The sequence below is a fragment of the Geothrix sp. genome, assembly GCF_030219325.1.
Taxonomy (GTDB): Bacteria; Acidobacteriota; Holophagae; order Holophagales; family Holophagaceae; genus Geothrix.
Genome location: NZ_CP126625.1, coordinates 1,241,364 through 1,263,904, shown reverse-complemented (window position 1 = coordinate 1,263,904; position 22,541 = coordinate 1,241,364). Strand labels below are relative to the sequence as shown.

20 protein-coding genes are annotated in these 22,541 nt (G+C 67.1%); 8 read left to right on the top strand and 12 right to left on the bottom strand.

The genetic code is table 11. The features are described 5' to 3' along the window. Positions 1-10 precede the first annotated feature (10 nt). Entirely contained in the window at positions 11-1,033 is a 1,023-nt protein-coding gene (gene tsaD / locus QOZ81_RS05655; RefSeq protein WP_291200301.1) for a tRNA (adenosine(37)-N6)-threonylcarbamoyltransferase complex transferase subunit TsaD, read from the top strand. A gap of 1 nt (position 1,034) precedes the next feature. Continuing rightward, on the top strand, positions 1,035-1,319 hold the full coding sequence (gene gatC, locus QOZ81_RS05650; protein WP_291200304.1) for an Asp-tRNA(Asn)/Glu-tRNA(Gln) amidotransferase subunit GatC: 285 nt from the start codon (positions 1,035-1,037) through the stop codon (positions 1,317-1,319). Between the two features lie 57 nt (positions 1,320-1,376). On the opposite strand, the gene QOZ81_RS05645 is transcribed toward gatC, so the two are convergent. Both QOZ81_RS05645 and QOZ81_RS05640 read right to left on the bottom strand, forming a co-directional pair. Then, the gene (locus QOZ81_RS05645) at positions 1,377-4,127 is read right to left on the bottom strand and encodes a TonB-dependent receptor (RefSeq protein WP_291200307.1); all 2,751 of its coding nucleotides are present in this window, start codon (positions 4,125-4,127) and stop codon (positions 1,377-1,379) included. A 195-nt stretch (positions 4,128-4,322) separates the two neighbouring features. Further along, the gene (locus QOZ81_RS05640; protein ID WP_291200310.1) at positions 4,323-4,916 is read right to left on the bottom strand and encodes a hypothetical protein; all 594 of its coding nucleotides are present in this window, start codon (positions 4,914-4,916) and stop codon (positions 4,323-4,325) included. 160 nt (positions 4,917-5,076) lie between these two features. On the opposite strand from QOZ81_RS05640, the gene QOZ81_RS05635 reads away from it, so the two are divergent. Continuing rightward, a complete protein-coding gene (locus QOZ81_RS05635; protein ID WP_291200313.1) occupies positions 5,077-6,198 on the top strand; it encodes an anhydro-N-acetylmuramic acid kinase in 1,122 nt (373 codons plus the stop codon). Beyond that, positions 6,189-8,156, top strand: a complete 1,968-nt coding sequence (locus tag QOZ81_RS05630; RefSeq protein WP_291200316.1) for a transglutaminase family protein — start codon at positions 6,189-6,191, stop codon at positions 8,154-8,156. Before QOZ81_RS05635 ends, QOZ81_RS05630 begins: the two co-directional genes overlap by 10 nt. Here the strand turns inward: QOZ81_RS05630 and QOZ81_RS05625 are convergent. Further along, positions 8,143-8,913, bottom strand: coding sequence for a slipin family protein (locus QOZ81_RS05625; protein WP_291200320.1), 771 nt, complete (start codon positions 8,911-8,913; stop codon positions 8,143-8,145). The two genes, QOZ81_RS05630 and QOZ81_RS05625, sit on opposite strands and share 14 nt — an antisense overlap. A 98-nt stretch (positions 8,914-9,011) precedes the next feature. On the opposite strand from QOZ81_RS05625, the gene QOZ81_RS05620 reads away from it, so the two are divergent. After that, positions 9,012-9,611 carry a hypothetical protein gene (locus QOZ81_RS05620; protein WP_291200323.1) on the top strand — a complete coding sequence of 200 codons (600 nt, stop codon included), beginning with the start codon at positions 9,012-9,014 and terminating at the stop codon, positions 9,609-9,611. 1 nt (position 9,612) lies between these two features. On the opposite strand, the gene QOZ81_RS05615 is transcribed toward QOZ81_RS05620, so the two are convergent. Then, positions 9,613-10,236, bottom strand: coding sequence for an MBL fold metallo-hydrolase (locus QOZ81_RS05615; protein ID WP_291200326.1), 624 nt, complete (start codon positions 10,234-10,236; stop codon positions 9,613-9,615). A 37-nt stretch (positions 10,237-10,273) separates the two neighbouring features. Between QOZ81_RS05615 and QOZ81_RS05610 the strand changes: the two genes are divergently transcribed. Then, on the top strand, positions 10,274-10,921 hold the full coding sequence (locus QOZ81_RS05610) for a DUF5808 domain-containing protein (RefSeq protein WP_291200329.1): 648 nt from the start codon (positions 10,274-10,276) through the stop codon (positions 10,919-10,921). Positions 10,922-11,026: 105 nt separating this feature from the next. Next, on the top strand, positions 11,027-12,868 hold the full coding sequence (gene uvrC, locus QOZ81_RS05605; RefSeq protein ID WP_291200331.1) for an excinuclease ABC subunit UvrC: 1,842 nt from the start codon (positions 11,027-11,029) through the stop codon (positions 12,866-12,868). On the opposite strand, the gene QOZ81_RS05600 is transcribed toward uvrC, so the two are convergent. From QOZ81_RS05600 to QOZ81_RS05590, 3 genes are read right to left on the bottom strand one after another with little or no spacing between them, the layout of a single operon-like run. Continuing rightward, complete coding sequence (locus QOZ81_RS05600; protein ID WP_291200334.1) at positions 12,869-13,522, bottom strand: tetratricopeptide repeat protein; 654 nt, start codon at positions 13,520-13,522, stop codon at positions 12,869-12,871. 42 nt (positions 13,523-13,564) lie between these two features. Beyond that, complete coding sequence (locus QOZ81_RS05595) at positions 13,565-14,020, bottom strand: hypothetical protein (RefSeq protein WP_291200337.1); 456 nt, start codon at positions 14,018-14,020, stop codon at positions 13,565-13,567. Further along, the gene (locus QOZ81_RS05590) at positions 14,017-14,832 is read right to left on the bottom strand and encodes a segregation and condensation protein A (protein ID WP_291200340.1); all 816 of its coding nucleotides are present in this window, start codon (positions 14,830-14,832) and stop codon (positions 14,017-14,019) included. Before QOZ81_RS05590 ends, QOZ81_RS05595 begins: the two co-directional genes overlap by 4 nt. 120 nt (positions 14,833-14,952) lie before the next feature. On the opposite strand from QOZ81_RS05590, the gene lipA reads away from it, so the two are divergent. After that, the gene (gene lipA / locus QOZ81_RS05585; RefSeq protein ID WP_291200342.1) at positions 14,953-15,858 is read left to right on the top strand and encodes a lipoyl synthase; all 906 of its coding nucleotides are present in this window, start codon (positions 14,953-14,955) and stop codon (positions 15,856-15,858) included. Positions 15,859-15,868: 10 nt separating this feature from the next. Here lipA and QOZ81_RS05580 read toward each other — a convergent pair whose 3' ends face one another. The 5 genes from QOZ81_RS05580 to groL form a co-directional block, all read right to left on the bottom strand. After that, entirely contained in the window at positions 15,869-16,990 is a 1,122-nt protein-coding gene (locus QOZ81_RS05580; RefSeq protein ID WP_291200345.1) for a response regulator, read from the bottom strand. A gap of 9 nt (positions 16,991-16,999) precedes the next feature. Next, a complete protein-coding gene (locus QOZ81_RS05575) occupies positions 17,000-18,526 on the bottom strand; it encodes a sensor histidine kinase (protein ID WP_291200348.1) in 1,527 nt (508 codons plus the stop codon). A 3-nt stretch (positions 18,527-18,529) separates the two neighbouring features. Then, complete coding sequence (gene nrfD / locus QOZ81_RS05570; RefSeq protein WP_291200351.1) at positions 18,530-19,696, bottom strand: NrfD/PsrC family molybdoenzyme membrane anchor subunit; 1,167 nt, start codon at positions 19,694-19,696, stop codon at positions 18,530-18,532. Continuing rightward, entirely contained in the window at positions 19,693-20,445 is a 753-nt protein-coding gene (locus QOZ81_RS05565) for a 4Fe-4S dicluster domain-containing protein (RefSeq protein ID WP_291200354.1), read from the bottom strand. Before QOZ81_RS05565 ends, nrfD begins: the two co-directional genes overlap by 4 nt. Positions 20,446-20,904: 459 nt before the next feature. After that, on the bottom strand, positions 20,905-22,533 hold the full coding sequence (groL, locus tag QOZ81_RS05560) for a chaperonin GroEL (RefSeq protein ID WP_291200357.1): 1,629 nt from the start codon (positions 22,531-22,533) through the stop codon (positions 20,905-20,907). Between the last annotated feature and the right edge of the window lie 8 nt (positions 22,534-22,541).

Genomic DNA, 22,541 nt, shown 5'->3' with positions numbered 1-22,541 from the left:
ACTCAGGCAGATGCTGATCCTTGGTCTCGAGTCCTCTTGCGACGACTGCTCCGCCGCCGTGGTGGAGGAGACGGCTGCCGGTCCGGTGCTCCGGTCCCTGGTGCGGGAAAGCCAGGATGCCATCCATGGCCCCTTCGGGGGCGTGGTCCCCGAGCTTGCCGCCCGGGAGCATCTGCTCCAGGTGCGGTCGGTGATCGCGGGGGCTCTCGCACAGGCTGGCCTGGGCCTCCCGGACCTGGATCGCATCGCAGTGACCCGGGGGCCGGGACTGGTCGGCAGCCTGCTGGCCACCTTCAGCGCCAGCAAGGCCGTGGCCTGGCGCCACGGGGTCCCCTGGGTGGGCGTCCACCACCTGCTGGGGCACCTCAACGCCGCCCGCTTCGCCGCCCCCGACCTGGCCTTCCCCGCCCTGGTGCTCCTCGTCTCCGGCGGCCATACCCACCTGTACCTCGCCAAGGACTGGACTTCGCTCCACCTGCTTCAGAAGACGCGCGATGACGCAGCGGGCGAGGCCTTCGACAAGACCGCGCGGATGCTGAACCTGGGCTATCCCGGGGGGCCCCTGGTGGATGCCTGCGCCCAGGCGGCCGCCCGGGCCGGGGATTCTTTCACGCCGCCGAAATTCCGGGATGGCAGGGCCTCCTGGAGTTTCTCCGGGCTCAAGACCGGCGTGAAGCTGCGGGTGGAGCGGAATCCCCGCCTGGCCGAAGCCGGAGCCGCGGACCCCGAAGTGCAGGGCCTCTGTCGCAGCCTCCAGGAGGCCATCGCAGCCTGGCTGCTGAAGCCCATCCCCCACCTGGCGCAGGAACATGGCGCCCACAGCCTGGTCATCAGCGGTGGCGTCGCCTGCAACTCCAGACTGCGGGCCGAGGCGGCAACCCTGGCCACCCGCACGGGTCTGAGGCTCGCGATCCCGGAGCCGCGCCTGTGCACGGACAACGGGGCCATGATCGCCGCCGCGGGGGCCCTGCTGGCCCCCGATCCGGAGCCCTGGAGCCAGAATGCCGATGCTGACCTGAAGTTGGGAGCCTGACATGGAAGTCACGCGCGAAGATGTCCTGAGGTGCGCCGCGCTGGCCCACCTGAGCCTCCGGGAGGAGGAGATCGAGCCCATGCGCCTGGCCATGGCGAAGATGCTCACCCACGCCACCAGCCTGGATGAGCTGCCCCTCGATGAGGTCGAGCCACTTCTCCTGGGCCATGGGCGGCCTCTGCCCCGCCGCGAGGATGAACCGCGGGAGAGCTTCACACAGGCCGAGGCCCTGGCCAATGCCCCGGAGCAGGATCGGGGCTACTTCGTGGTGCCGAAGGTGCTCTAGGCCGTACAGGGAGGGCGGCCCGGAGCCGGGCCGCCCTCGCCATCTGTGTGGGTGAAATCAGAAGCTGAATCGGATGCCCATCCGGATGGACCGCGGACTCTGGAACGTGGTGGGGGACTTGAAGTAGGGGTTCGTCTGTCCCACGTCGAGACCGCTGAAGTTGTAGCGCTGATCCAGGGCCGTGGCGGATTGGCTGTTGAGCAGGTTGGTGATGTCGAGCATGAACCGGAGGCCCAGCTTTCCGCTGAAGCGGAGGGTGTAGCTAGCGTTCACATCCAGCCGCGTGGTGTCCGGCGTCCGGCCCTCGGAACCCCGCGGCGCAAGGAAGAGTTCGTAGCGCGTGTACGGGAAGGGCTGCACCTGGTCGGCATAGCCAAGCCGGTTGACCGGGGTGCCCGTGGCGTACGTGAAGGAGGCCCCCAGGGTGAATCCGAAATCCCACTCGTAATACCCGTTGGCCTTCAGCTGATGCGTGCGATCCCCGCTGAGCCGGCCGTAGCTGTTGACCATGAAGGCCGGCTCGTCGAAGGCTGAGTTGATGTTCGGGTCCAGCTGGCCAGTGCCGTCGGCCCCACCCACACCCTGGTAGGCGCCTTCGTAGTTGCCGTCGAGCTTGCTCCAGAGGTATGAGGCCTGCCAGGTGTAGTGGTCGGCGAACTTCTTCTGGACGCTGACCTCGAAGCCCTTGTAGTCCCGCACGGCGCGCGGGTACTGCTTGCCGGTCTGGCTGAAGCCGGGGTTCATGATGAAGTAGTCGCCGAGCGGGCTGTTCACGTCGAGGGAATCCTCGATGGCCCGCCCGACATAACGCCGGATGTACTTGGCGCCCAGGATGTAGTTGGAGGCCACGGTGGTCTCGGCGCCCAGGATGAGTTCGTCCGAGTACTGGCCCTTCAGGTCGGGATCCACGGGCTCGATGTACGAACCCACGATGGCGCTGGTTCCAGCCGCCGGGTTGGGGGTGGTGCTCGTGGGGCTGAAGTTGAAGATGGTGGGATTGCTCTCGTCGCTGAAGGAGCGGATGACCAGATCCAGGGGCACCTGCTCGTAGAAGCGCGAGAGGCTCAGGTAGATCTTGTCCTGCCCCTTCCCGGCCCAATCCCAGACCAGCCCGAGGCGGGGTGCCCACTGGTCCTTCAGCTCGATCTTGGTGACGCCGTGCTGATCCTTGATCTTGGTGGTGTCCAACCGGACGCCCAGGTTGAGCGTCAGGGCTGGGATGACCGTCCACTTGTCCTGGACGAAGTAGCCCGCGCTCTCGTGCTTGGGGGAGGCGTTGAAGATGATGCTCGGAGCGTTGTTCACGTCCGAACCGGCCACGGTCCAGTAGTAGTGGGAGTAAACCGAAGATCCTTGGTACAGCGGATCGGATCCAGTGTAAGGCCCAAGGTAGGTCACCTGCTGCCCACCGGAGTACCCGCGCTGGATGGTGGCCTTGTCCGTCTGCAGATCGAAGCCGCCCTTGAGCTCATGGGGCCCCAGGTACCAGGTGGCCGAGCCGGTCAGGTTGGTGCGGGTGAAGTCCTTGTCATCGAAGCGCCCGAACCCGCCCGTGTTCCGTCCTGTGGTGTTGTCGACGGTCTGGACGATGGAAGCGCCGGCGGCGCCGGGAAGGATGGAGTTCTTCTCCTCATGCTGGCTCGCCTGCACCTGGACGAACCAGGACTGGCCGGTCAGCTCGTAGCGCAGGCTCAGGTCCGTGCCGCCGACCTTGTGCACGCCATCCCAGGTGGCGGAGGGCCCCTGGGCCGAATTCCGCACATCTCCGGTCACCTTCTGGGGGTCGCCCAGCACCGAGGCGATGAGGGTCTGGTTTTCCGCGAGCTTCCAGGTCAGCTTCATGGCGTAGAGGTCGCGGGTCGAATCCGTGGGCGCCTTGAGCCCGAGATCCGGCCCCGGCACGCGCACCTGGGATTCCTGGTTCTGAGTGCTCCGGCTGTAGGCCGTGAAGAACCACAGCTTGTCCTTGATGATCGGTCCTCCGACATCGAAGCCGAACTCCGACTTGCGGTTCTCCAGCAGCAGGGGCTTGAACTTCAGGTTCTCGTCGTTGGCGTGCTGGTTCCCGCTCTTGAAGTAGCGACCCTCGGAGTAGGCGAAGGCATCGCCCGAGAACTCGTTGCCACCCGACTTGGTGATGACGTTGATGATGCCGCCGGTGGCCTTCCCGTACTCTGCCTCGTAGCCGCCGGTCTTGACCTGGAACTCCTGGATGAACTCCTGGGGGATGGTCTTGCCCTGGGTGCCGAATTCCACGTTGGTGGTGTTGATGCCGTCCACCACGAAGTTGTTCTCCGCGCCGGAGGAGCCGTAGACCTTGAACCCCGAATTGTCCTGTGTCACGCCGGGCGAGAGCAGGGCGATGCTGGAATAGTCCCGAGCGGTGGGGAGGTTCAGGATCGCCTCGCTGCTGAAGTTGGCGCCGGAGGTGGTGGCCTTGAGATCCACGGCCGAGCTGGCCTCGGTCACTTCGACGACGGCCGCAGCCACGGCATTCATGGTGAGGTCCACGGTCGCCGTCCGGTCCAGCCCCAGCTGAACCTGGGACTTGGCGGTGTTCAGGCCCTCCTTGGTGGCCGTGATGGTGCAGGGGCCGGGCGGCAGCAGTCCGATCCGGTAGTTGCCGGAGTCGTCGGTGACGGCGTTCCGGCCGCCCTGGATGGATGGCCCGCTCAGGGTCACCTTGGCTCCAGCCACCGGCCGCCCCTTGGGGTCGAGCACGCGGCCCTGGAGGGCCCCGGTGGTCTGAGCCGAGAGCATGGCCCCGGAAGCGAGAAGCAAGGATAGATACCGCAAGCGACGGCTCATGTTGGCCGCTCCCCGAAAAAGACCATCATCGGATGGCCGACCATGGAAAGAAGTGGACTCATCATGGGCATCCAGCCAGATGAATCAATCAAAAATTCCTGGCCGTTAATGGCGATATCAAGATCGCCATTATTCCCGCCCCCTCCCGGATGGGTCGTGGTCTGCCCTCACTTCGGGGCCGGCAGGCCCTGGAATCTACCAGTCCCCGCCCGAGTCCCCGCCACCGGAATCGCCACCGCCGAAATCTCCTCCGGAGTCGCCCCAGTCGCTGGACCCGGAGTTGGATTCACCCCAATCGCTGGACGAGCCATCGGAGGAGCCACCGGTCCAACCGTCGCCGTCGCCCGGACGATCGTGGTGCTGGTGGCCGCCGCCCATCATGCTGCCGAGCATCATGCCGGTGAGCAGCCCGCCCATCCCGCCGCCGGGCTGGCCGTAACCGCCCTGCTGCATGGGGAGGGAACCTTGCATGGGGCCATCCAGCCCCAGCTGGCGACGGGCCGAGGGTGGGAGCTCTTCATCCTTGAGGGACTGCAGGCCAGCCAGGGCGCCGCAGTAGCCGCAGGTCCACTTCACCGACCGCAGGCCGTCCCATTCCTGCTTCATCCGGTCCCCGGAGGCGCCGCAGGTGGGGCATTTGGGATAGGGGCAGGGGAAGGTGTGGGGTTCCAGGGGACCTGTGGGAAGGCCGCGGCGCGAGGCGCCCAGCTGCTCGGGACGGTCCTGCCTGCCACGCATCGCCAGATAGATCACGACGCCAATGATGAGAAGGACGAAGAGCATCGTCATGGGAACCTCCGAGGCATTCAGGCTACTCCGGAACCTGCGGCAAGGAGTAGGCGCCGGCCGTTGAAGATCGGCCAACGGCTGTTCCAGGCCGGGCAGCGATCGTCCGGGGCTGCGAGCGCGAGTCCCCCGGACGGCATTCGTTGCTGGCATCATCACCCCCATGCAGCCACGCATCCCGATCCCGGCCGACCGGCCCTGGCGCGTGCTGGGCCTGATGTCGGGCACCAGCGCGGACGGGGTGGACGCCGTGGCCATCGAGGTGGATCCCGGGGCGTTCGAAGCGGGGCGCCCGTTCCGCCGTCTGCTCGGTCACATGGCGCTGCCCTATTCCCGGGAACTCCACGAGGAGGTGCTGGACGCCGCCTCCAATCGCCTGGATCCGGCAGGCCTCTGCATCCTCCAGCGCCGCCTGGGCGACCACCACGCCAAAGCGGCGGGGCAGTTGTGCGGCACCTTGGGTATCCACCCGGACCTTGCCTCGCTCCACGGACAGACGGTGCAGCACCACCCGGAGCATGGCGCGAGCCTGCAGCTGGCGGATCCCTACGTGCTGGTCGAGGCTCTGGGCTGCCCAGTGGTGTGGGACCTCCGGCGGCGCGACCTCGCCGTGGGCGGCCAGGGCGCGCCGCTGGTCCCCCTGCCTGAACGCTGGTTGCACGGCCCCGGGCCCTGGCTGGCCCTCAACCTGGGCGGCATCGCCAACCTGACGGTGTGGGATGGAAAATCCACCCGCGCCTGGGACACGGGACCCGGGATGTCCCTGCTGGATCTGGCGGCCAAGCTGTGGCTGGACCTCCCCTTCGACCCTGACGGCATCCACGCCACCGGGACCGTCGCCATGCCCCTCCTGTCCCGTTGGCTGGCCCACCCCTATTTCCAGGCTGCGCCGCCCAAATCCACCGGTCGCGAAGTGTTCGGTGCGGCCTGGTTCGAGGCTGAGCGCCACCTCCTCGAACCCCTGCCCCTGTCGGACCGGCTGGCGACCCTGGCAGCCTTCTCGGCCGCCACCATCGCAGTCGAGGCCACCCGCAGCAGACCCTGGCCGGCAGGGATGCGGGGGCTGGTCAGTGGCGGGGGAGCCCGGCACCGGCGGCTGCGCGCGGAGCTGGACGGGCGTCTGCAGCTGACTCTGGGGGACGACCTCGCCTTCCCTTCCGGGGCCCGGGAGGCCGTGAGCTGGGCCCTGCTGGGGGCGGCCTCGGCCATGGGCCTGCCCGGCCATCTCCCCGAAGTCACGGGTGCCTCACGATCGCGGGTGTTGGGGAGCTGGGTGTGGCCGTGAGGTGGGGCCGCTGGATCGACCACCTGCCCCTGTGGGTGGCTCTGGGTGCCACGGTGTCCACGGGCATCTACGAACCTGCCGAGCTGCTCGTCATGGCGATCCCGCTGGTGATGGCCGGCATCGTCGAAGCCTTCCGCTGGGACTTCAGCCGGCATCACCGCTGGCTGGAGGTGGGAGCCCTGCTCTTCTTCCTGGGGGACCTGACCAGGGGGCGCGGCCTCTTTATCGTGGCCATCCACACCCTGTTCGTCCTGGCCGGGGTGCGGCTCATCCTGCCCCGGGAACCCTCCCACCAGCGCCAGCTGCTGCTGATGGGCTTCCTGCTGTTCCTCACCACCGCCATCGGCACCACGGACGTCCTCTTCCTGGTCTGGACCCTGGCCTGGTCCGTGGCGGCCACTCTGGCCCTGCTGCAGCAGAGCTGGGAGCCCTCGGCCGCCCTCCGCCGGGGCACCCTGTCCCGTCCCCCGTATGTCCGCGTTCCCCTCTGGGTGGGTGCGGCCCTGCTCCTGAGCGCCGGCTTCTTCGTGATCATGCCCCGCCTGAGCCTGGGCCTCCGCCCGGGCCTCTTCCTCGGCGTGTCCCGCAGCTTCGGCCAGGCGGGCCTGGGGGATCGCCTCGATCTGTCGGGCGGCGGCCCCATCGAGCCCAACCCGGAGGTGGCGGTGAGGATCCTGCCACCCGCCGGCACGGATCCGGTCACGAATCCCCAGTGGCTGCGGGGACTGGAGCTGCTTCGCGGGGTCACGCTGGAGGCCATCCAGGGCGCCCGGTGGGAGCCCGCCGACCTCACGCCCCCCATTCCCTTCGCATCATCGGGAAGCAGGCCGGATTCCCAGGCCGAGTTCCTCTACACACCCACCCCCCATGGCATCCTCACCCTTCCCGCCGGATTGACCCGCCTGGAACCCACTGACCTGCTAAATGCGCGGAGCTCCGGGGCCAGCATCCGGTGGCGGTTCCTGAGGGCCCGCACGGCCCCCGTGACCGTGAGGTGGAACCCGGAGCAGCCTGAGGCCCGGGAGGCCTACCTCTCCCCCCGCCGCCTGGATCTGCTGACCCGCATGGAGCCCGGACACGAAGCGGTCCGGCGCGCCAGCCTCCGCATCGCCCCGGGGATCCTCCCCACCCCGCAGCTGGCCCAGGCCCTGGAATCGAGCCTCCGCCGCTTCGCCTACACCCTGGACAATCCCTCCGGGAAGGCCGCCAACCCCCTTCAGGATTTCCTTGAACGGACCCAGGCGGGGCACTGCGAGTACTTCGCCTCCGCCATGGCCCTCATGCTGCGCGCCCGGGGCGTGCCGGCCCGGGTGGTGAACGGCTACCGGCTGGGGCCCTGGATTCCGGAGGGGGGCTATTTCCGGGTGAGCCAGAACGAGGCCCACAGCTGGGTGGAGTACTGGCACGAAGGCCGCTGGTGGACTGCGGACCCCACGCCCCAGGGACCAGCTGCCACCGCCTCAGGAGCGGGTGAACTCAGTGTCATGGCGCGCTGGCTCGATGCCCTCCGCTACCGCTGGGAACGCCATGTGGTGCGATTCTCGGATCAGGACCAGCAAGCGGGCCTGTCGTGGCTCCAGGAGTGGATCCAGGGCTGGCGATGGCGATGGAAGAGCCCGCCAACTCCGGTCCTCTGGAGCCTCGGGGTCCTGGCCCTGTTCTGGATGCTGTGGCGCAGCCGCAGCCGCTGGCAACCCGCCCCGGCGGGCCCGGGCCGGATCCGCGCCCTGCGCCCCCTCCTGGGCGCCACCCGGGCCTGGTCCCCGCCCCGCCCCGGTGACACGGCCCGCTCCTGGCTCCAGCGCCTGGCTGCGCTGCGACCGGAGCGGCTGGAGGCCCTGCTCATCCTCGCGGATGCCGTGGACGCGCTGGCCTATGGCTCCGGAAACACCGCGGCCTCCGCCCTGGCAAAGGCGGAGGCCGCGGCGTGGCGGGGCTGGAGGCCTACTCCTTCGTGAACTTCTCGAAGGCCTTCATGAGCTCCATGGGCAGCGGGAAGACGATGGTGCTGTTCTTCTCCACGGCGATCTCCGTGAGGGTCTGCAGGTAGCGCATCTGGATGGCGGTGGGGTTCTGGCTGATCTTGTTGGCGGCCTCCAGTAGCTGCGTCGAGGCCATCAGTTCGCCTTCGGCGGCGATGACCTTGGCCCGCTTCTCGCGTTCGGCCTCGGCCTGCTTGCCCATGGCCCGCTGGATCTGCTCGGGCAGGTCCACGCTCTTGAGCTCGACGCTGTTGACCTCCACGCCCCAGGGCTCCGTGGAGCGGTCGATGATCTCCCGCAGGCGCATGCTGAGCTTCTCGCGATCCGCCAGTAGCTCGTCCAGGCTCACTTCGCCCAGGATGGAGCGCAGGGTCGTCTGGGCGATCTGGCTGGTGGCGTAGTAGTAGTTCTCCACGCCGACGATGGCCTGCTTGGGATCCAGCACCTTGGAGTAGACGACGGCGCTCACCTTCAGGCTCACGTTGTCGCGGGTGATGATGTCCTGGCTGGGCACCTCCAGCACCGTGGTGCGCAGCGACACGATCACCGCCTTCTGGAAGGGCCGCCAGATGAAGACGAGGCCGGGTCCCTTGGGGGTGTTGCTCACCTTGCCGAGGGTGAAGACCACAGCCCGCTCGTACTCGTTGATGACCTTGAGGCAGCTGAGGGCCCAGATCACGGCGAAGATGACGAGAGGGCCTAGCAATCCGAACGAAGCGAGCAGGGCGTCCATGGTGGCTCCTCGAGAGGCCCCCATCATGCCAGGATCGGCCAGCTTAAAGACAACCCATTTCTCGGCTATGCTGGAGCCGTCTTTTTACAGGAGGCCTCATGCGCCACACCCTTCTCGCCCTAGCCCTGGTGGCCGGTTCATCCCTGGCTGCCCAGACCACCACCATCAACGGTGGCCTGCAGACCGGCCTCAGCCTGCCCACGGGAGACTTCGCCGACAAGAAATTCAATGGCTACTACCTGGGGGCCAATGATGGCCTTGGCATTCACTTCGGTGGCCACATGGACTTCAATTTCACGCCTCACCACCAGATGCGTCTCATCCTGAACGTGAATGGCTTCGCCAGCAAGGAACAGACGATCTACGGCGACAAGAATCAGAACAGCTTCGGCATCACCCAGTTCGGGGTCGACTATGTTTTCAACGCCACCTCCCCCAACCGCGGCGGCTACTTCCTGGTGGGCCTGAACATCAACAAGGTGAAGGCCAAGTACGAACTGACCGGCGTGCCGGACTTCGAGGCGAACCAGTCCGGGAAGCTCGGCTTCCGCATTGGCGGCGGCTATAACTTCAACAGAGTGTTCAGCCTCGAGGGCCACGCCAACAGCGTGTCGGTGGACAAGAACGGCGCAGACGGGCTTGGCATGGACTCCCTCACCTGGGTGACCGTCAGTGCGGTCTTCCGCTTCGGTCGCTAGGCTACTTCCGCACGAAGGGATTGGTCTCCGCCTCCACCCCCAGGGTGGTGGCGGGGCCGTGGCCCGGAATGACCAGCGTCGCGCCGTCCAGGGCGTAGAGCTCCCGCCGGATGCTCTGCTCCAGCAGCTCCCAGCTGCCGCCCCAGAGGTCCGTGCGGCCCACGCCGCCGCGGAACAGCGTGTCGCCCGCCAGGAGCACCTGCCCCTTCGCGAAGGCCCCATGGAAGCAGCAGGAACCCGGCGTGTGGCCCGGGGTGTGCAGCGTCGTCAGATCCAGGTGCTGATCGCCGGCGCCAAGCCCCGTCATCTCGGGTTGGGGAATGGCGGGCATGCCGAACATCCCCGTCTGCTGGGGCAGGGCCTCGATGAGGAAGGTGTCGTCGCCGTGCAGGTGGGCCGGACACTGCCACAGGTCCTGCAGCTCCCGGGTGGCCCCCACGTGGTCGAAGTGGGCGTGGGTGTGGAGCAGGGCCGTGACCTTGAAGCCAAGGGCCTCCACCCGCTTGCGGATCTTCGCGCCATCCCCGCCGGGATCCACCACCACCCCGACGCCCGTGTCCGGCTCCCACAGCAGCGAGCAGTTGCAGCCCAGGGGGCCCACGGGGAAGGTCTCGAGGTTCAGCATGGTTCCAGTGTGGCAAACCCGGCGGTAGATTGGGGCCATGGAACCCGACGATCCTTCCCCAATACCCTGGTTCTCCCCCTGGGACCTGCTCCCTCTGCTGAGCGCGCTGTCCCTCGCCCTCGCCCTTCCCAGGCTGATGGCCGGCCTGCCGGATCCCATCCCCACGCACTTCGACGCCCGGGGCGTTCCCAACGGGTGGACTCCCCAGGCCGGCTATCCCTGGCTGGCCTTCGGCCTGCCTGCGGCGATCTGGGCCGTGCTGTGGCTCACGGGCCGGGCCTTCGTGGGCTCGAACCAGGATCCGGAAGGCCGTAAATGCGCGGCCCTGGCCCCGCTTCGGAGCCTGGTCACCGTGGGCCTGCTGGGGATGATGGCGGGTGGCCTCCTGATCCCGCGCCACGGCCAGGGCGTGATCGCCTGGATGATCGGCGGCTTCCTGGCCCTGACCATCCTCGGCATCCTGCTCATGGTGCGGCAGATGAAGCAGACGCTGCAGGAGGACGAACGGAGCGAGTACTACCGCTGGGGCGTCTTCTACGTGAACGCCGGGGACCCGGCCATCTGGGTGCCCAAGCGGCTCGGGCTGGGCTGGACCCTCAATTTCGCCCACGGCCTCAGCTGGGCCATCCTGACCCTGCTGCTGCTCCCCGTCCTCCTCCTCATCGCCTTCGCGCGGCCCCACTGAGGCCTTCATGCCCGATTTTCTCGTCATCGCCCTCCTGGTCATCGGTCCCGTTGGCATCTGGCTGCTCATGCGCCTCCTGAACAAGCCCACTCCGCCCCCTGAGGCTTGAGCCGGATCCCCGTGGCCGCCGTCCGCACCAACCTCGAGAAGTCTCCTTTCCTGAAACGGAAGCTGGGGGATCTGCCCCTGCGTCCCGGCTGCTATCTCTACCGCGACGAGGGCGGAAACCTCCTCTACGTGGGCAAAGCCAAGGTGCTGCGCAACCGCGTGAAATCCTACTTCCAGCAGAAGCGGCTGGACGCCAAGACGCGGCGCCTGGTGGCGCGGATCTGGGACATCGAGCTCATCGTCTGCGAAACGGAACTCGAGGCCCTTGTCCTCGAGAACAACCTCATCAAGGAGCACCTGCCGCCCTTCAACATCCTGCTCAAGGACGACAAGAGCTACCCCTACGTGAAGCTCACGTGGAAGGAGGCCTTCCCCAAGGTCTTCGTCACGCGCAAGGTGCGCAAGGACGGCAGCCTCTACTTCGGCCCCTTCTTTCCCGCCAGCACCGCCTACCGAACGGCGGAGCTGGTGTACCGCTTCTTCCAGATCCGGGACTGCGACATCGACATCGATGGCAAGCGGGGCCGGGCCTGCCTCAAATACCAGCTGCACCGCTGCACGGCCCCCTGCATTGCCGCCGTGGGGCAGGAAGCCTACCGCGAGCAGGCCAGGGAGGCGCGGCTGTTCCTGGAGGGCAAACGCGACGAGCTGAAGGCCCGGCTGGAGGCGGCCATGTGGAAGGCCGCGGAGGCCGCCGCCTTCGAGCAGGCGGCCCAGCACCGCGATGCCCTGCAGCAAGTGGATGCCTGGTTCACCCGCCAGAAGGCCGCCAGCGCGGACCTGGACGACACGGATGTCTACGGCTCCGCGGTGCTCGACGGCCGGGCCTGCGTCCATCGGCTGATGTTGCGGGAGGGCCGCATGGTGGGCCGCCAGGAATACTTGCTGGACGATGTCGAAACCTTCGATGGCGCCGTGCTGGCCCAGGTGCTCCAGCGGGTCTACAGTGCCGATCCCGTGCCCGCCCGGATCCTGGCGGAGGTGCAGCCCGAGGATGCTGAGCTGCTGGGCGAGTGGCTGGCCTCCATGCGGGGGACCAAGACCCGCATCCACGTCCCACAGAAGGGGGAGAAGGTCGAGCTGCTCACCATGGCCCAGGAGAACGCCCGCCTGGCCCTGGAGCGCAAGTTCGAGCCGGCCCGCCTGAACGAGGCGGTGCTGGAGGGCCTGCAGGCCTTCCTGGGCCTGAGCCACCTGCCCCGCCGCCTGGAGTGCTTCGACATCAGCCACGGCCAGGGTCGCGAGGTCGTGGCCAGCTGTGTGGTCTTCAGCGATGGCGTGCCCGACAAGGCCCGCTACCGCCGCTTCAAGATGACCAACGAACAGAACGACGACTTCGCCAACATGCAGGAGGCCGTGACGCGCCGCTACCGGCGGATGAAAGACGAAGGCCAGGAGTTCCCCAACCTGGTGCTCATCGATGGCGGACTGGGCCAGCTGCACGCTGCCGAGGCCGCGCTGAGAGAGCTCGGCCTTGAACACCTGGAATTGGCCAGCCTCGCCAAGAAGGAGGAGCTGGTCTTCCGGCCCGGTTCCAGCGAACCGCTGAAAATCCCGAAATCCTCACCCGTGCTGCAGCTGCTGCAGCGCATCCGCGACGAGGCCCACCGCTTCGCCATCACCTACCACCGGGCCCTGCGGGCCAAGCGCACCCTCCAGACCGAGCTGACGCAGATCCCAGGCATCGGCCAAGTCACGGCGAAGAAGCTGCTGCAGACCTTCGGCAGTGCCACCAAGGTCCGGGAGGCCTCTCCGTCCGAGCTGGCGGATGCCATCGGGGTCGCGGCTTCACGGAAGGTGCTGGCCTGGCGTGAGACCCCGGTGGACGGGGCCAAGTGATCAGCGGCCGCCCTCGATCTGGTTCAGTTCCGACCGGGCCGCGTCGCTGCCCATTTCCGCGGCCTTCCGGTACCAGTAGAGCCCCTTCTCGCGATCCTTGGGGACGTTGAGGCCCTGCAGGTACATGGCGCCGAGCATGCGCATGGCGTGGGTGTCTCCGGCCTTGGCCTGCTCCAGGTAGGCCTGGACGTCCGGTGGCAGGGCCCCGGCCGTGCCGGTCGTCTCCCGCGCGCCGACGTCAGGCCCGGCCGTGGGGCGCGTGGGGGGAGGGACCGGTCCCTTGGAGAACACCAGGAAGCCTGCCGCTCCCAACACCACCAGGGCGCCAAGACCGAGGGACCACCTCCAACCGAAGGGGGCCGGGGCCGCGGGGCGAAGCGGCTGATCCTGCGTCTGCCCTTCCGCTCCGGTCGGTTGATCCACCCGCTGCACGCGGAGGGGAGGTTCGCCCATCTTGGGGCGAGTCATCTTCAGGGTCTGATCGGAGGCTGCCATCGACTTCCCCGCCGGGAGCTTTTGGCTGGCGTCGATCCCCAAGTCATTCGACAGGTTGAGCCGCTGGGTGGCATAGGGATCGGCCGGCGCCCCGGCGGACAGACGAACCGTGTCATCGGGTGACGGCGCGGAGGGATCGACAGGCTCGGGGTCGCGCATGGACCTTCCTCAGAGGATGCCTTTCCAGCATACCTGGACAGCTCAGCCCTTCAGCTGCTCCGCCCACCGGTCGTACCCAGGCACGAGGGCCAGGAACAGCACCGGGGTCAGCAGGATGAATCCCCAGACATGGCGGGTCGCCTGGGCGCCCACGAGCACCCAGTAGGCCAGGCCGCAGAGGCTGCTGATCTCGAAGGCCGCGGCATAGAGAAGGCTCTCCCGGAGCACCGTGGAGGGCCGCTCGGCCTCAGGCAGTCGCCGGAACGCGCCCAGGGCCCTCCCGCTGCGCCACCAGACCCAGGCTGCGGACAGGAACACCAGGCCCGTGAGGAGGTAACCGACCTGCTGGTAGATCCCCCCCGGCGACTCCCGGCCCGGGGGCACGGTTCCGGAAAGGACGAGCGCCGCGACCAGGGTTGGCGTGCCGAAGCAGAGGGCCATGCCGAGCAGGCGGCCCAGGCGATGGGCCGACCGGAGGGCTTCCGTCCCGCTGTTCACGCGGCCTCGGCGGCCTTGACCCGGATCTCGCCGAAAGTCTCGCCCTGGACCAGGGCGATGCGGCCCGTGCGGACCAGCTCCAGGAGCGCGAGGAAGGTGAGCACCAGCTCGTCGCGGGTGCGCGCCTGGCCCAGCAGTCCCTGGAAGGGCTTCCAGAGGCCATCCTGCAGGTCCCGCATCACCTCCATCACCCGCTGTTCGAGGGACTTGGGTTGGGTGCGGACCTCCACGGGCGGCGGCGGCATCAGCCGCTTCAGGGCCTCGCGGTAGGCGCCCAGCAGATCGAAGAGGGTGGCGCGGATGGGCTCGTCCTCCACGCGCTTGTGGTCCTCCAGGTCGATTCCCGGCGCAAAGGCGATCTTCTGCCAGTCGGACTCGCGGTCCGATAGCTGGGCGGCGGCGGCCTTCACCTGCTGGTAGTCCAGCAGGCGCTGCACCAGGGCCTCGCGGGGATCCTCCTCACCGCAGGCCTCTGGCGGGCGGGGCAGCATCAGCCGCGACTTGATCTGGAGCAGCTGCGCGGCCATGGCCACGAACTCCGCCGCGATCTCCAGGTTCAGCTCCTCCATAAGCCGCAGGTAGTCCATGTACTGCTGGGTGACCTGGGCCATGGGGAGGTTCAGGATGTCCAGCTTCTGCTCCTGGATGAGGTGCATCAGCAGGTCCAGGGGCCCTTCGAAGGCGGTGAGGTGCAGGGCCAATCCCCGGAACTTCGTCTCGAAGCCCTTGGGGGACTCGAAGGTCCTGGGGGCCTCCGGCGCGGGCAGGGCTTCAGCCACGGATTCTGGGACTTCCTGCGGGGTGTCGGTCATGAATCCATTCTAGCCGGGCGAGGCGTCCCAGTGCCGTGAAGGAAAGGCCTGTTCGGCCACAACTGGACACGGATGAAGCCGGGAATGGATTCTGCCGCCAATGAGAGACAATGGAAACCTATGGCCCGCCCCCCCGTCCTCCCCGGCCCCCGTCCCGACTGGCTGAAGATCCGCATTCCGGCCCCGGAAGTGGTGGCCGAGGTCGAGGGACTCATCCGGGAGCAGCGGCTGGTGACGGTCTGCGAGGAGGCCCGCTGCCCCAACCTGCATGAGTGCTGGGGCATCCACCGCACCGCCACCTTCATGCTCATGGGTGACATCTGCACCCGCCACTGCGGGTTCTGCAACGTGGGCAAGGGGCGCCCTGGCGAGCTGGATCCCCAGGAACCCCAGCGGGTGGCCGAAGCCGTGGCGCGCCTGGGCCTGCGGTTCGCCGTGGTCACCTCGGTGAACCGGGACGACCTTTCGGACGGAGGTTCGACCCACTTCGCGCAGACCATCCAGTGGATCCGCAGCCTCACCCCCCATAGCGGCATCGAGGTGCTCATCCCGGATTTCCGGGGCAGCGAGGCGGCGCTGCGAACCGTGCTGGAGGCCCGGCCGGACGTGCTCAACCACAATGTGGAGACCGTACCCCATCTCTACAAGCGGGTGCGCCCGGACGCCGACTACGGACAGAGCCTGGAGCTGCTGCGTCGGACGGCCACGTGGCGGGACCAGCATGCTCCCACCCTGCGCGTGAAGAGCGGCATCATGGTGGGTCTGGGGGAGACGGCCGAGCAGGTGCTGGAGCTGATGGCCGACTGGCGGGAAAGCCGCGTGGACGTGGCCACCATCGGCCAGTACCTCCCGCCTTCCGAGCACCACCTTCCCCTGCACCGGTTCGTGGAGCCGGCCGAGTTCGATCTCTACCGGCGAAAGGGCCTGGAGATGGGCTTCCAGCGCGTGGAATCCGGGCCCCTGGTGCGCTCCAGCTATCACGCTGGAGACAGCTACGGGGGCCCGGAGGCCCCCGTAGCGGAGTGACCTGATCGACCTAGGCTTTGGCGTGCTCGTCCGCGCCGAGGAACTGCTGTTCGAAGACCGTCCAGTCCAGCGGACCGGCGCCCTGGGGGCCGTTCGCCGCCCGGAGGCGGGTGATCTCCTCCTGGTACCAGTCGATGACGGGCTTGCCGATCTTGAGGGCCGACAGTTCCGAGGCGAGGTCGCTGGGGGTCAGCAGGCAGACCCAGCCGCGATCATAGGGGCTGCGGATGAGCTCGCCGGGATCGGTCTTGAGGCCGGCGTTGTCATGCTCGATGCGGCCCGACAGCGGCGCGGCCACGTGGACCGTGCCGGTCGCCCCCTTCAGGGTGAACAGGGTCTCACCCACCTTCACGGTCTTGCCGCGCTCAGGCAGCTCGATCTCCTTGACCGTACCCAGGGCCTTCCGGATGAAGTCGTCGATGCCGATGCGGACCTGTCCCTCGGGCTCGATGCGCACCCAGGCGTGGCCAGGAGACAGGAAGGCGCCGCCTGGCACGCAGAACTCGGTGGCGGGCACCACTTCGGCCATCTCGGGCGAGACCATGCGGACGTTCGGACGGCGGGCCGCCTCGAGCCTGGCTTCGCGCTTGATCAGGAGCTTCTTCGCGAAGTCGCCGAGCTCATCGGCCGTGAAGGGCTTCTGCACGTACTCGCAGGCACCATGCTGCAACGTCTGGACCGCGGTCTCGATGCTGCCGTAGCCGGTGATGACGACCACGTCCACGTCGGGACGGAGGTGCTTCACCGCCTTCACCACCTCCACGCCGTCCATGTCCGGCATCTTGAGGTCGGTGAAGACGAAGTCGTAGTCGTTGCGCTGCACCAGCCCCAGAGCCTCGGGACCGTGCTCGACCGTGTCCACGCTGAAGCCCTCGAGGACCAGGATGCGCCGGAAGGAGTCCAGCACTACGGACTCGTCATCCACGGCCAGGATGCGGGCCTTGGGATTGGGGACCGCGACCCGCTTGAGGCTCTTGGCCTCATGGGTGAAGTCCAGGCGGATGGCCGTGTTGAGGACGGCTTCGCGCGCCTGGCGTTCCCGGCCCTCCCGCATTCGCCGGAGCGAGGTGCGCACCACGAAGTCGATGCCCACAAAGGCCACAAACATGAGAAGGATCAATACAGCGGTCATGGCGACCTCCTAGGTGAGGGTGGGAATGTTCGGTGTTCCGCCGTCGGTCCCGATGACCGTCGGCAGGCGAAGGGTGAAGCAGGTGCCCTGACCGGGCTGGCTCTGGACTTCCAGCGAGCCACCGTGGGCCTCCACGATGCCCCAGCTGACCGCCAACCCCAGACCCGTGCCGTGGTTGCCCTTGGTGGTGAAGAAGGGTTCGAAGATCCTGGGCAGGTCCTCGGCGGAGATCCCCCGCCCACTGTCCTCCAGCAGGAATTCGATGGCGTTGGAGGCCCCAGACCGCGTGATGGCCCGGATCTGGCCGCCGTCGGCTCCGATGGCGTCCGCCGCGTTCAGCAGCAGGTTCACGACCACCTGCTGGATCTGGTTCGGGTCCGCCTGGACCTGGGGCAGATCGGCCGTCAGATCCAGGGACAGGTTCACCTGGTTCAGGCTCAGCTGGGTCATCACCACCGATACCGATCTCCGCACCACCTCGTTGAGGTCCATGGGTTTCCGGGCTGGCGCAGCCGGCCGGGCGAAGTCCAGGAGCTCGCGGATGATGCCGCGGCAGCGAACCGTCTCCCGCACGATCACGTCCAGGTCCTCGCAGGCCGGCACGTCATGCTCCATGCGCTTGCGCAGCAGGGAGGCATAGCTCAGCACGCCGGTCAGCGGGTTGTTGATCTCATGGGCCACGCCGGCGGCCAGCCGGCCGACGGAGGCGAGCTTGTCGGCCTGGGTCAGCTGGCGCTGGGTATCCGCCAGCGTCTGGGTCATCTCGTTGAAGGCCCGGGCGAGAACTCCCAGCTCGTGCCGTCCGCTGACGGGGATGGTGACGCCCAGATCGCCCTCCATGACGCGGCGGGTGCCCTCGACCAGGGCCGCCACCGGACGGACCACCAGGCGGCGGTTGAGCCACCAGAGCATGGAACTGCCGGCCAGGATGGCCAGGACGGCGGAGGCCGTGATCACGAGGCGGCTGTGGGCGATCTCCCGATCCACCTCCGCCAGGGAAACGTTCACGTCCAGCACGCCAAGGAGGCTCTGCTTGGCGTTGTGGGCGTGGCAGGCCGCCGTGGAACAGGATGCCTCATTGGGGATGGGGTTGATGACGCCGAGGACGCGGGTCCCATCCGCGGCCCGGAAGGTCCGGGCCCGGGCCTGGATGTCCAGGCGCTCAAGGGGACGCCCCTCCGCATGGCAGGCGTAGCAGGCCTCGCCCCTGGGATCCAGGCTGGTGCCGATCTCCTCGCTGGCCGAGGAGAACATGATCCGCCCCTCCTTGTTGAAGACGCGGACCTTGCGGATGCCCTCATCCTGCAGGCCACCCACGCCCCGGATCTGGCGGTGCAGGTTCTCCCGCCGGTTCTCCAGCATGTCGAAGTGGGTGGCGCTCTTGATCGTTTCGCTCAGCTGATCGGCGCTCCGGGTCCGTTCCGCGAGCAACTGGGCTGTGTGGGATCGGAGGACGGTCACGGACATGCCCCCGATCACCAGCGCCGTCGCGAGGCCGGCGCCGAGGATCAGACGGGTGCCGATGCGGGTACGCATGGCTCAGGCTCCCTCTTCCGGAACTTGGGATTCCGTCACGGGACCCTCTGGGAAGATGCGCAGGTTGCGCACGGCGAAGGCGAATACCGCCATGCCCGTGGCCACTAGGCCCACGGAGACGATGATCTCCATGGCCGAGGGGATGTAGCGGATCCCCGAGGCGGCTTCCATGCCCGTGATGCTGACGTTCAGACGGTTCATGACGAAGCCCATCACCGCCAGGAAGGCCCCGCCCACCAGCCAATCAGGGTTGCTCCGCAGCCGGCGGAAGGACATCAGCACCACCGGGAGGATCACGCCCATGACGAACTCGAGGAGGAACATCCGGCCTTCATACCCGAAATCGAGAAGGGTGCCGAATGCGTGATTCCGGTAGATGGCCTGGATCCGCATGAGTCCATAGATGCCCAGGGCCACCACCATGCCGCGGGCCAGGGGCTCCAGCAGGTCCATTTCCAGGTGTCGGCCAAAGGCCCGCTTGCTGAGGTAGGACTCCAGGATCACCATGCCGATGCCCGCGCCGATGGCCGAGATGTAGAAGTGCAGCGGCAGCAGTGGGGAGTACCAGAGGGAGTGCAGCTTGCTCGGGACGATCAGGTAGACCGTGCCCAGGGAGGACTGGTGCAGGGTCGACAGGATCACGCCGAGAACCACCAGGGGCGTGATGAACTTGTGGATGAGCCGTGCCGGGGCATGGAGGCCAAAGCGTTCAAAGACGATGGGCGAGAACTCCAGCGCCAGCACCGTCGTGTAGAGCATGACGCACCAGGCCACTTCGAACATGACGGAGTGGGGGTTCCAATAGACCATGGCGTGCCAGATGCGCCAGGGCTGCCCAAGATCCAGCAGCAGGGCCACGATCACGAAGCCGTAGCCGAGGAAGCCCGTGAGCAGCGTGGGGCGGACGATGGGCTCGAAGCGCTTGAGGTTGAACAGGTGGACGATGGCAGTGAGGGTGAAGGCCCCCGCGGCCAGTCCCACGCCGCAGAGCAGATCGAAGCCGATCCAGAGCCCCCAGGGGAACTGGTCGCTCAGGTTGGTCACGGCCCCGAGCCCCTTGGTGAAGCGCAGCACCGTGACGATGGCGAAGGCCAGGAAGGTCACGACGAAGACGGCCGTCCAGAATCCGGGCCGGAACCGGCGGGAAGCAAGCGTGGCGGTGCTGTTCATGACCGGTCTCCCCGTCCGTTGGTATGGTGTTCAGCCTTGGCCACGTCGTCGCGGCGGGCGGTGATCCAATGGACGCCGAAGAGGAACGCGCCCCAGACGCCTACGAAATTGGGAATGTTGGAGAGCACCTGCCAGGTCCGCTGGGCCGGTGGATCCGACGGGAGGTTGGTCTTCATCCCCAGTTTCTCGAAGGGGACGTTGGAGATCATCAGCACCGAGGTCCCGCCCGTTTCTGCGAGGCCATAGATGTGATCCACGTAGGCACCGGGCTTCGACCGGATTCGGGTCCGCGCCTCCCAGATCAGATCCTCCTTCTTGCCGAAGGTGGTGGCTTCCGCCGGGCAGGCCGCTGCGCAGGCCGTGGGCTGCCCATCCTTGACCCGGCCGGCGCACATGATGCACTTGCCGATGACGGGCACGGGACGGTCCCACTGGTACTTCGGGATCTCATAGGGGCACGCCATCATGCAGTAGCGGCAGCCCATGCAACGCTCGCTGTCATACACCACCGGGCCTTCGGGCGTCTTCTTCAGCGCCGCCACCGGACACACGGAAGCGCAGGTCGGCACTTCGCAGTGCATGCAGAGGCGGCGGACGTTGAGGCCCTCTCGCTCCTGGACCGTGGTCCAGGTGTAGGCCGTCAATACCTCCTCTACCTTGGCCGGTAGCTTGTTCTGCTCCTTGCATGCGGAGCTGCAAGCGCCGCAACCGATACAGCGCGTGGCGTCAATGAGAAGGCCCATGCCCATGGGTGCTCCTGCCTTGTCAATCGACCCGGAAGGGATTTCCGGGGGTTCGGCTGGAAGCATGCGCCTTGGTTTTTCTATAGTCAACCCTCTGGTAGTAATTAAAAATGACATCGTTGTCATTAGTAAGAATCGCGCCGTGGCGGCCTGGCGGATACTGGACTCGAAGGTGTTTTCAATAATTCTGGAATAGCCCCCTCGAAGGTCCTTTTGTCTGCTCTGATACACGCAGGTCGAGGCGTTTGAGATCAACGAATTTCAAACTCACATGACCTCTTCATCCATGGTGGTTCATGGATCGCAGGCGGAAATTCCGATTCACCGATCTCAAAAGCACCGAGGTTCCGCGGGTCCCGAGTTGTTTCCAACATGACAACGCACGACCGGACTGGCATTGGCGCCGACAAACATGAAAGGGCCCCGCTCACGCGGGGCCCTTCCTCTAACCAAGATTGCTGCTGCTTAGTACATGTCTTCCATGCCGCCCATGCCACCGGGGCCGCCGGCAGGCGCGGACTTGGGCTCGGGGATCTCGGTGATGATGGCTTCGGTGGTCAGCATCATCGAGGCGACGGAAGCCGCGTTGCGCAGGGCGGACTTGGTCACCTTGGCGGGATCCACCACGCCGAACTTGACCATGTCGCCGTACTCGTTGGTGGCGGCGTTGTAGCCGTAGTTATCCTTGCCCTCGCGGACGGCGTTGACGACCACGGAGCCTTCGACGCCGGCGTTGTTGGCGATCTGGCGGAGGGGCTCCTCCAGGGACTTGCGGACGATGTCCACGCCGGTGGCCTGGTCGCCGGTGAGCTTCAGGGTGGCGAGCTTGGTCAGGCTGCGGAGCAGCGCGACGCCGCCGCCGGCCACGATGCCGTCCTCGACGGCGGCCTTGGTGGCGTGCATGGCGTCTTCCACGCGGGCCTTCTTCTCCTTCATCTCGGTCTCGGAAGCCGCGCCCACCTTGATGACGGCGACGCCGCCCACGAGCTTGGCCAGGCGCTCCTGCAGCTTCTCCTTGTCGTAGTCGCTGGTGGAGACCTCGACCTGGGCGCGGATCTGCTTCACGCGGCCCTGAATGGCCTCGCTGGCGCCGGCGCCCTCGACGATGGTGGTGTTCTCCTTGTCGATGACGATCTTCTTGGCGCTGCCGAGGTCGGCCAGCGTGAGGTTCTCGAGCTTGAGGCCCAGGTCCTCGCTGATGGCCTTGCCCCCGGTCAGGACGGCGATGTCCTCCAGCATGGCCTTGCGGCGGTCACCGAAGCCGGGGGCCTTCACGGCAGCCACGTTCAGGGTGCCGCGGATCTTGTTCACCACGAGGGTGGCCAGCGCCTCGCCGTCCACGTCCTCGGCGATGATCAGCAGGGGGCGGCGGCTGTTGACGACCTGCTCCAGAAGGGGCAGGAGGTCGCGCATGTTGGAGACCTTCTTCTCGTAGGCGAGGATGTAGGGGTTCTCCAGCTCGACCTTCATCTGGTCGGGGTTGGTCACGAAGTAGGGGCTGAGGTAGCCGCGGTCGAACTGCATGCCCTCGACCACGTTCAGCTCGGTGTCGCGGCCCTTGGCCTCTTCCACCGTGATGACGCCGTCCTTGCCCACCTTGGCCATGGCCTCGGCGATGATCTTGCCGATCTCGGCATCGCCGTTGGCGGAGATGGTGCCGACCTGGGCGATGGCGTTGCCTTCGACGGGCTTCTTGATCTCGTCGATGGCGGCCACGACGGTGTCGACGGCGAGGTCGATGCCCTTCTTGATCTCCATGGTGTTGGCGCCGCTCACGACGGCCTTGATGCCCTCGCGGTAGATGGCGCGGGCCAGCACGGTGGCGGTGGTGGTGCCGTCGCCGGCGATGTCGGAGGTCTTGGAGGCGACCTCACGCACGAGCTGGGCGCCCATGTTCTCGTGCTTGTCCTTGAGCTCGATCTCCTTGGCGACGGTGACGCCGTCCTTGGTCATGAGCGGGGAACCGAACTTCTTCTCGATGAGGACGTTGCGGCCCTTGGGGCCGAGGGTGACCTGCACCGCGTCGGCGAGCTTGTTCACGCCGCGCAGGATCGCCTGACGGGCATCTTCGGCATAGATGATGGACTTGGCCATGTGTGTCT

Excerpts from the sequence above, each read along its gene's own strand:
- QOZ81_RS05615 (WP_291200326.1), bottom strand. The coding sequence starts at position 10,236 with ATGCTGAACCTCGAGACCTTCCCCGTGGGCCCCCTGGGCTGCAACTGC.
- gatC (WP_291200304.1), top strand. The coding sequence starts at position 1,035 with ATGGAAGTCACGCGCGAAGATGTCCTGAGGTGCGCCGCGCTGGCCCAC.
- QOZ81_RS05600 (WP_291200334.1), bottom strand. The coding sequence starts at position 13,522 with ATGCGCGACCCCGAGCCTGTCGATCCCTCCGCGCCGTCACCCGATGAC.
- QOZ81_RS05580 (WP_291200345.1), bottom strand. The coding sequence starts at position 16,990 with ATGACCGCTGTATTGATCCTTCTCATGTTTGTGGCCTTTGTGGGCATC.
- QOZ81_RS05565 (WP_291200354.1), bottom strand. The coding sequence starts at position 20,445 with ATGGGCATGGGCCTTCTCATTGACGCCACGCGCTGTATCGGTTGCGGC.
- QOZ81_RS05575 (WP_291200348.1), bottom strand. The coding sequence starts at position 18,526 with ATGCGTACCCGCATCGGCACCCGTCTGATCCTCGGCGCCGGCCTCGCG.
- groL (WP_291200357.1), bottom strand. The coding sequence starts at position 22,533 with ATGGCCAAGTCCATCATCTATGCCGAAGATGCCCGTCAGGCGATCCTG.
- nrfD (WP_291200351.1), bottom strand. The coding sequence starts at position 19,696 with ATGAACAGCACCGCCACGCTTGCTTCCCGCCGGTTCCGGCCCGGATTC.
- QOZ81_RS05635 (WP_291200313.1), top strand. The coding sequence starts at position 5,077 with ATGCAGCCACGCATCCCGATCCCGGCCGACCGGCCCTGGCGCGTGCTG.
- QOZ81_RS05620 (WP_291200323.1), top strand. The coding sequence starts at position 9,012 with ATGCGCCACACCCTTCTCGCCCTAGCCCTGGTGGCCGGTTCATCCCTG.
- QOZ81_RS05640 (WP_291200310.1), bottom strand. The coding sequence starts at position 4,916 with ATGACGATGCTCTTCGTCCTTCTCATCATTGGCGTCGTGATCTATCTG.
- QOZ81_RS05645 (WP_291200307.1), bottom strand. The coding sequence starts at position 4,127 with ATGAGCCGTCGCTTGCGGTATCTATCCTTGCTTCTCGCTTCCGGGGCC.
- tsaD (WP_291200301.1), top strand. The coding sequence starts at position 11 with ATGCTGATCCTTGGTCTCGAGTCCTCTTGCGACGACTGCTCCGCCGCC.
- lipA (WP_291200342.1), top strand. The coding sequence starts at position 14,953 with ATGGCCCGCCCCCCCGTCCTCCCCGGCCCCCGTCCCGACTGGCTGAAG.
- QOZ81_RS05625 (WP_291200320.1), bottom strand. The coding sequence starts at position 8,913 with ATGGACGCCCTGCTCGCTTCGTTCGGATTGCTAGGCCCTCTCGTCATC.
- QOZ81_RS05610 (WP_291200329.1), top strand. The coding sequence starts at position 10,274 with ATGGAACCCGACGATCCTTCCCCAATACCCTGGTTCTCCCCCTGGGAC.
- QOZ81_RS05590 (WP_291200340.1), bottom strand. The coding sequence starts at position 14,832 with ATGACCGACACCCCGCAGGAAGTCCCAGAATCCGTGGCTGAAGCCCTG.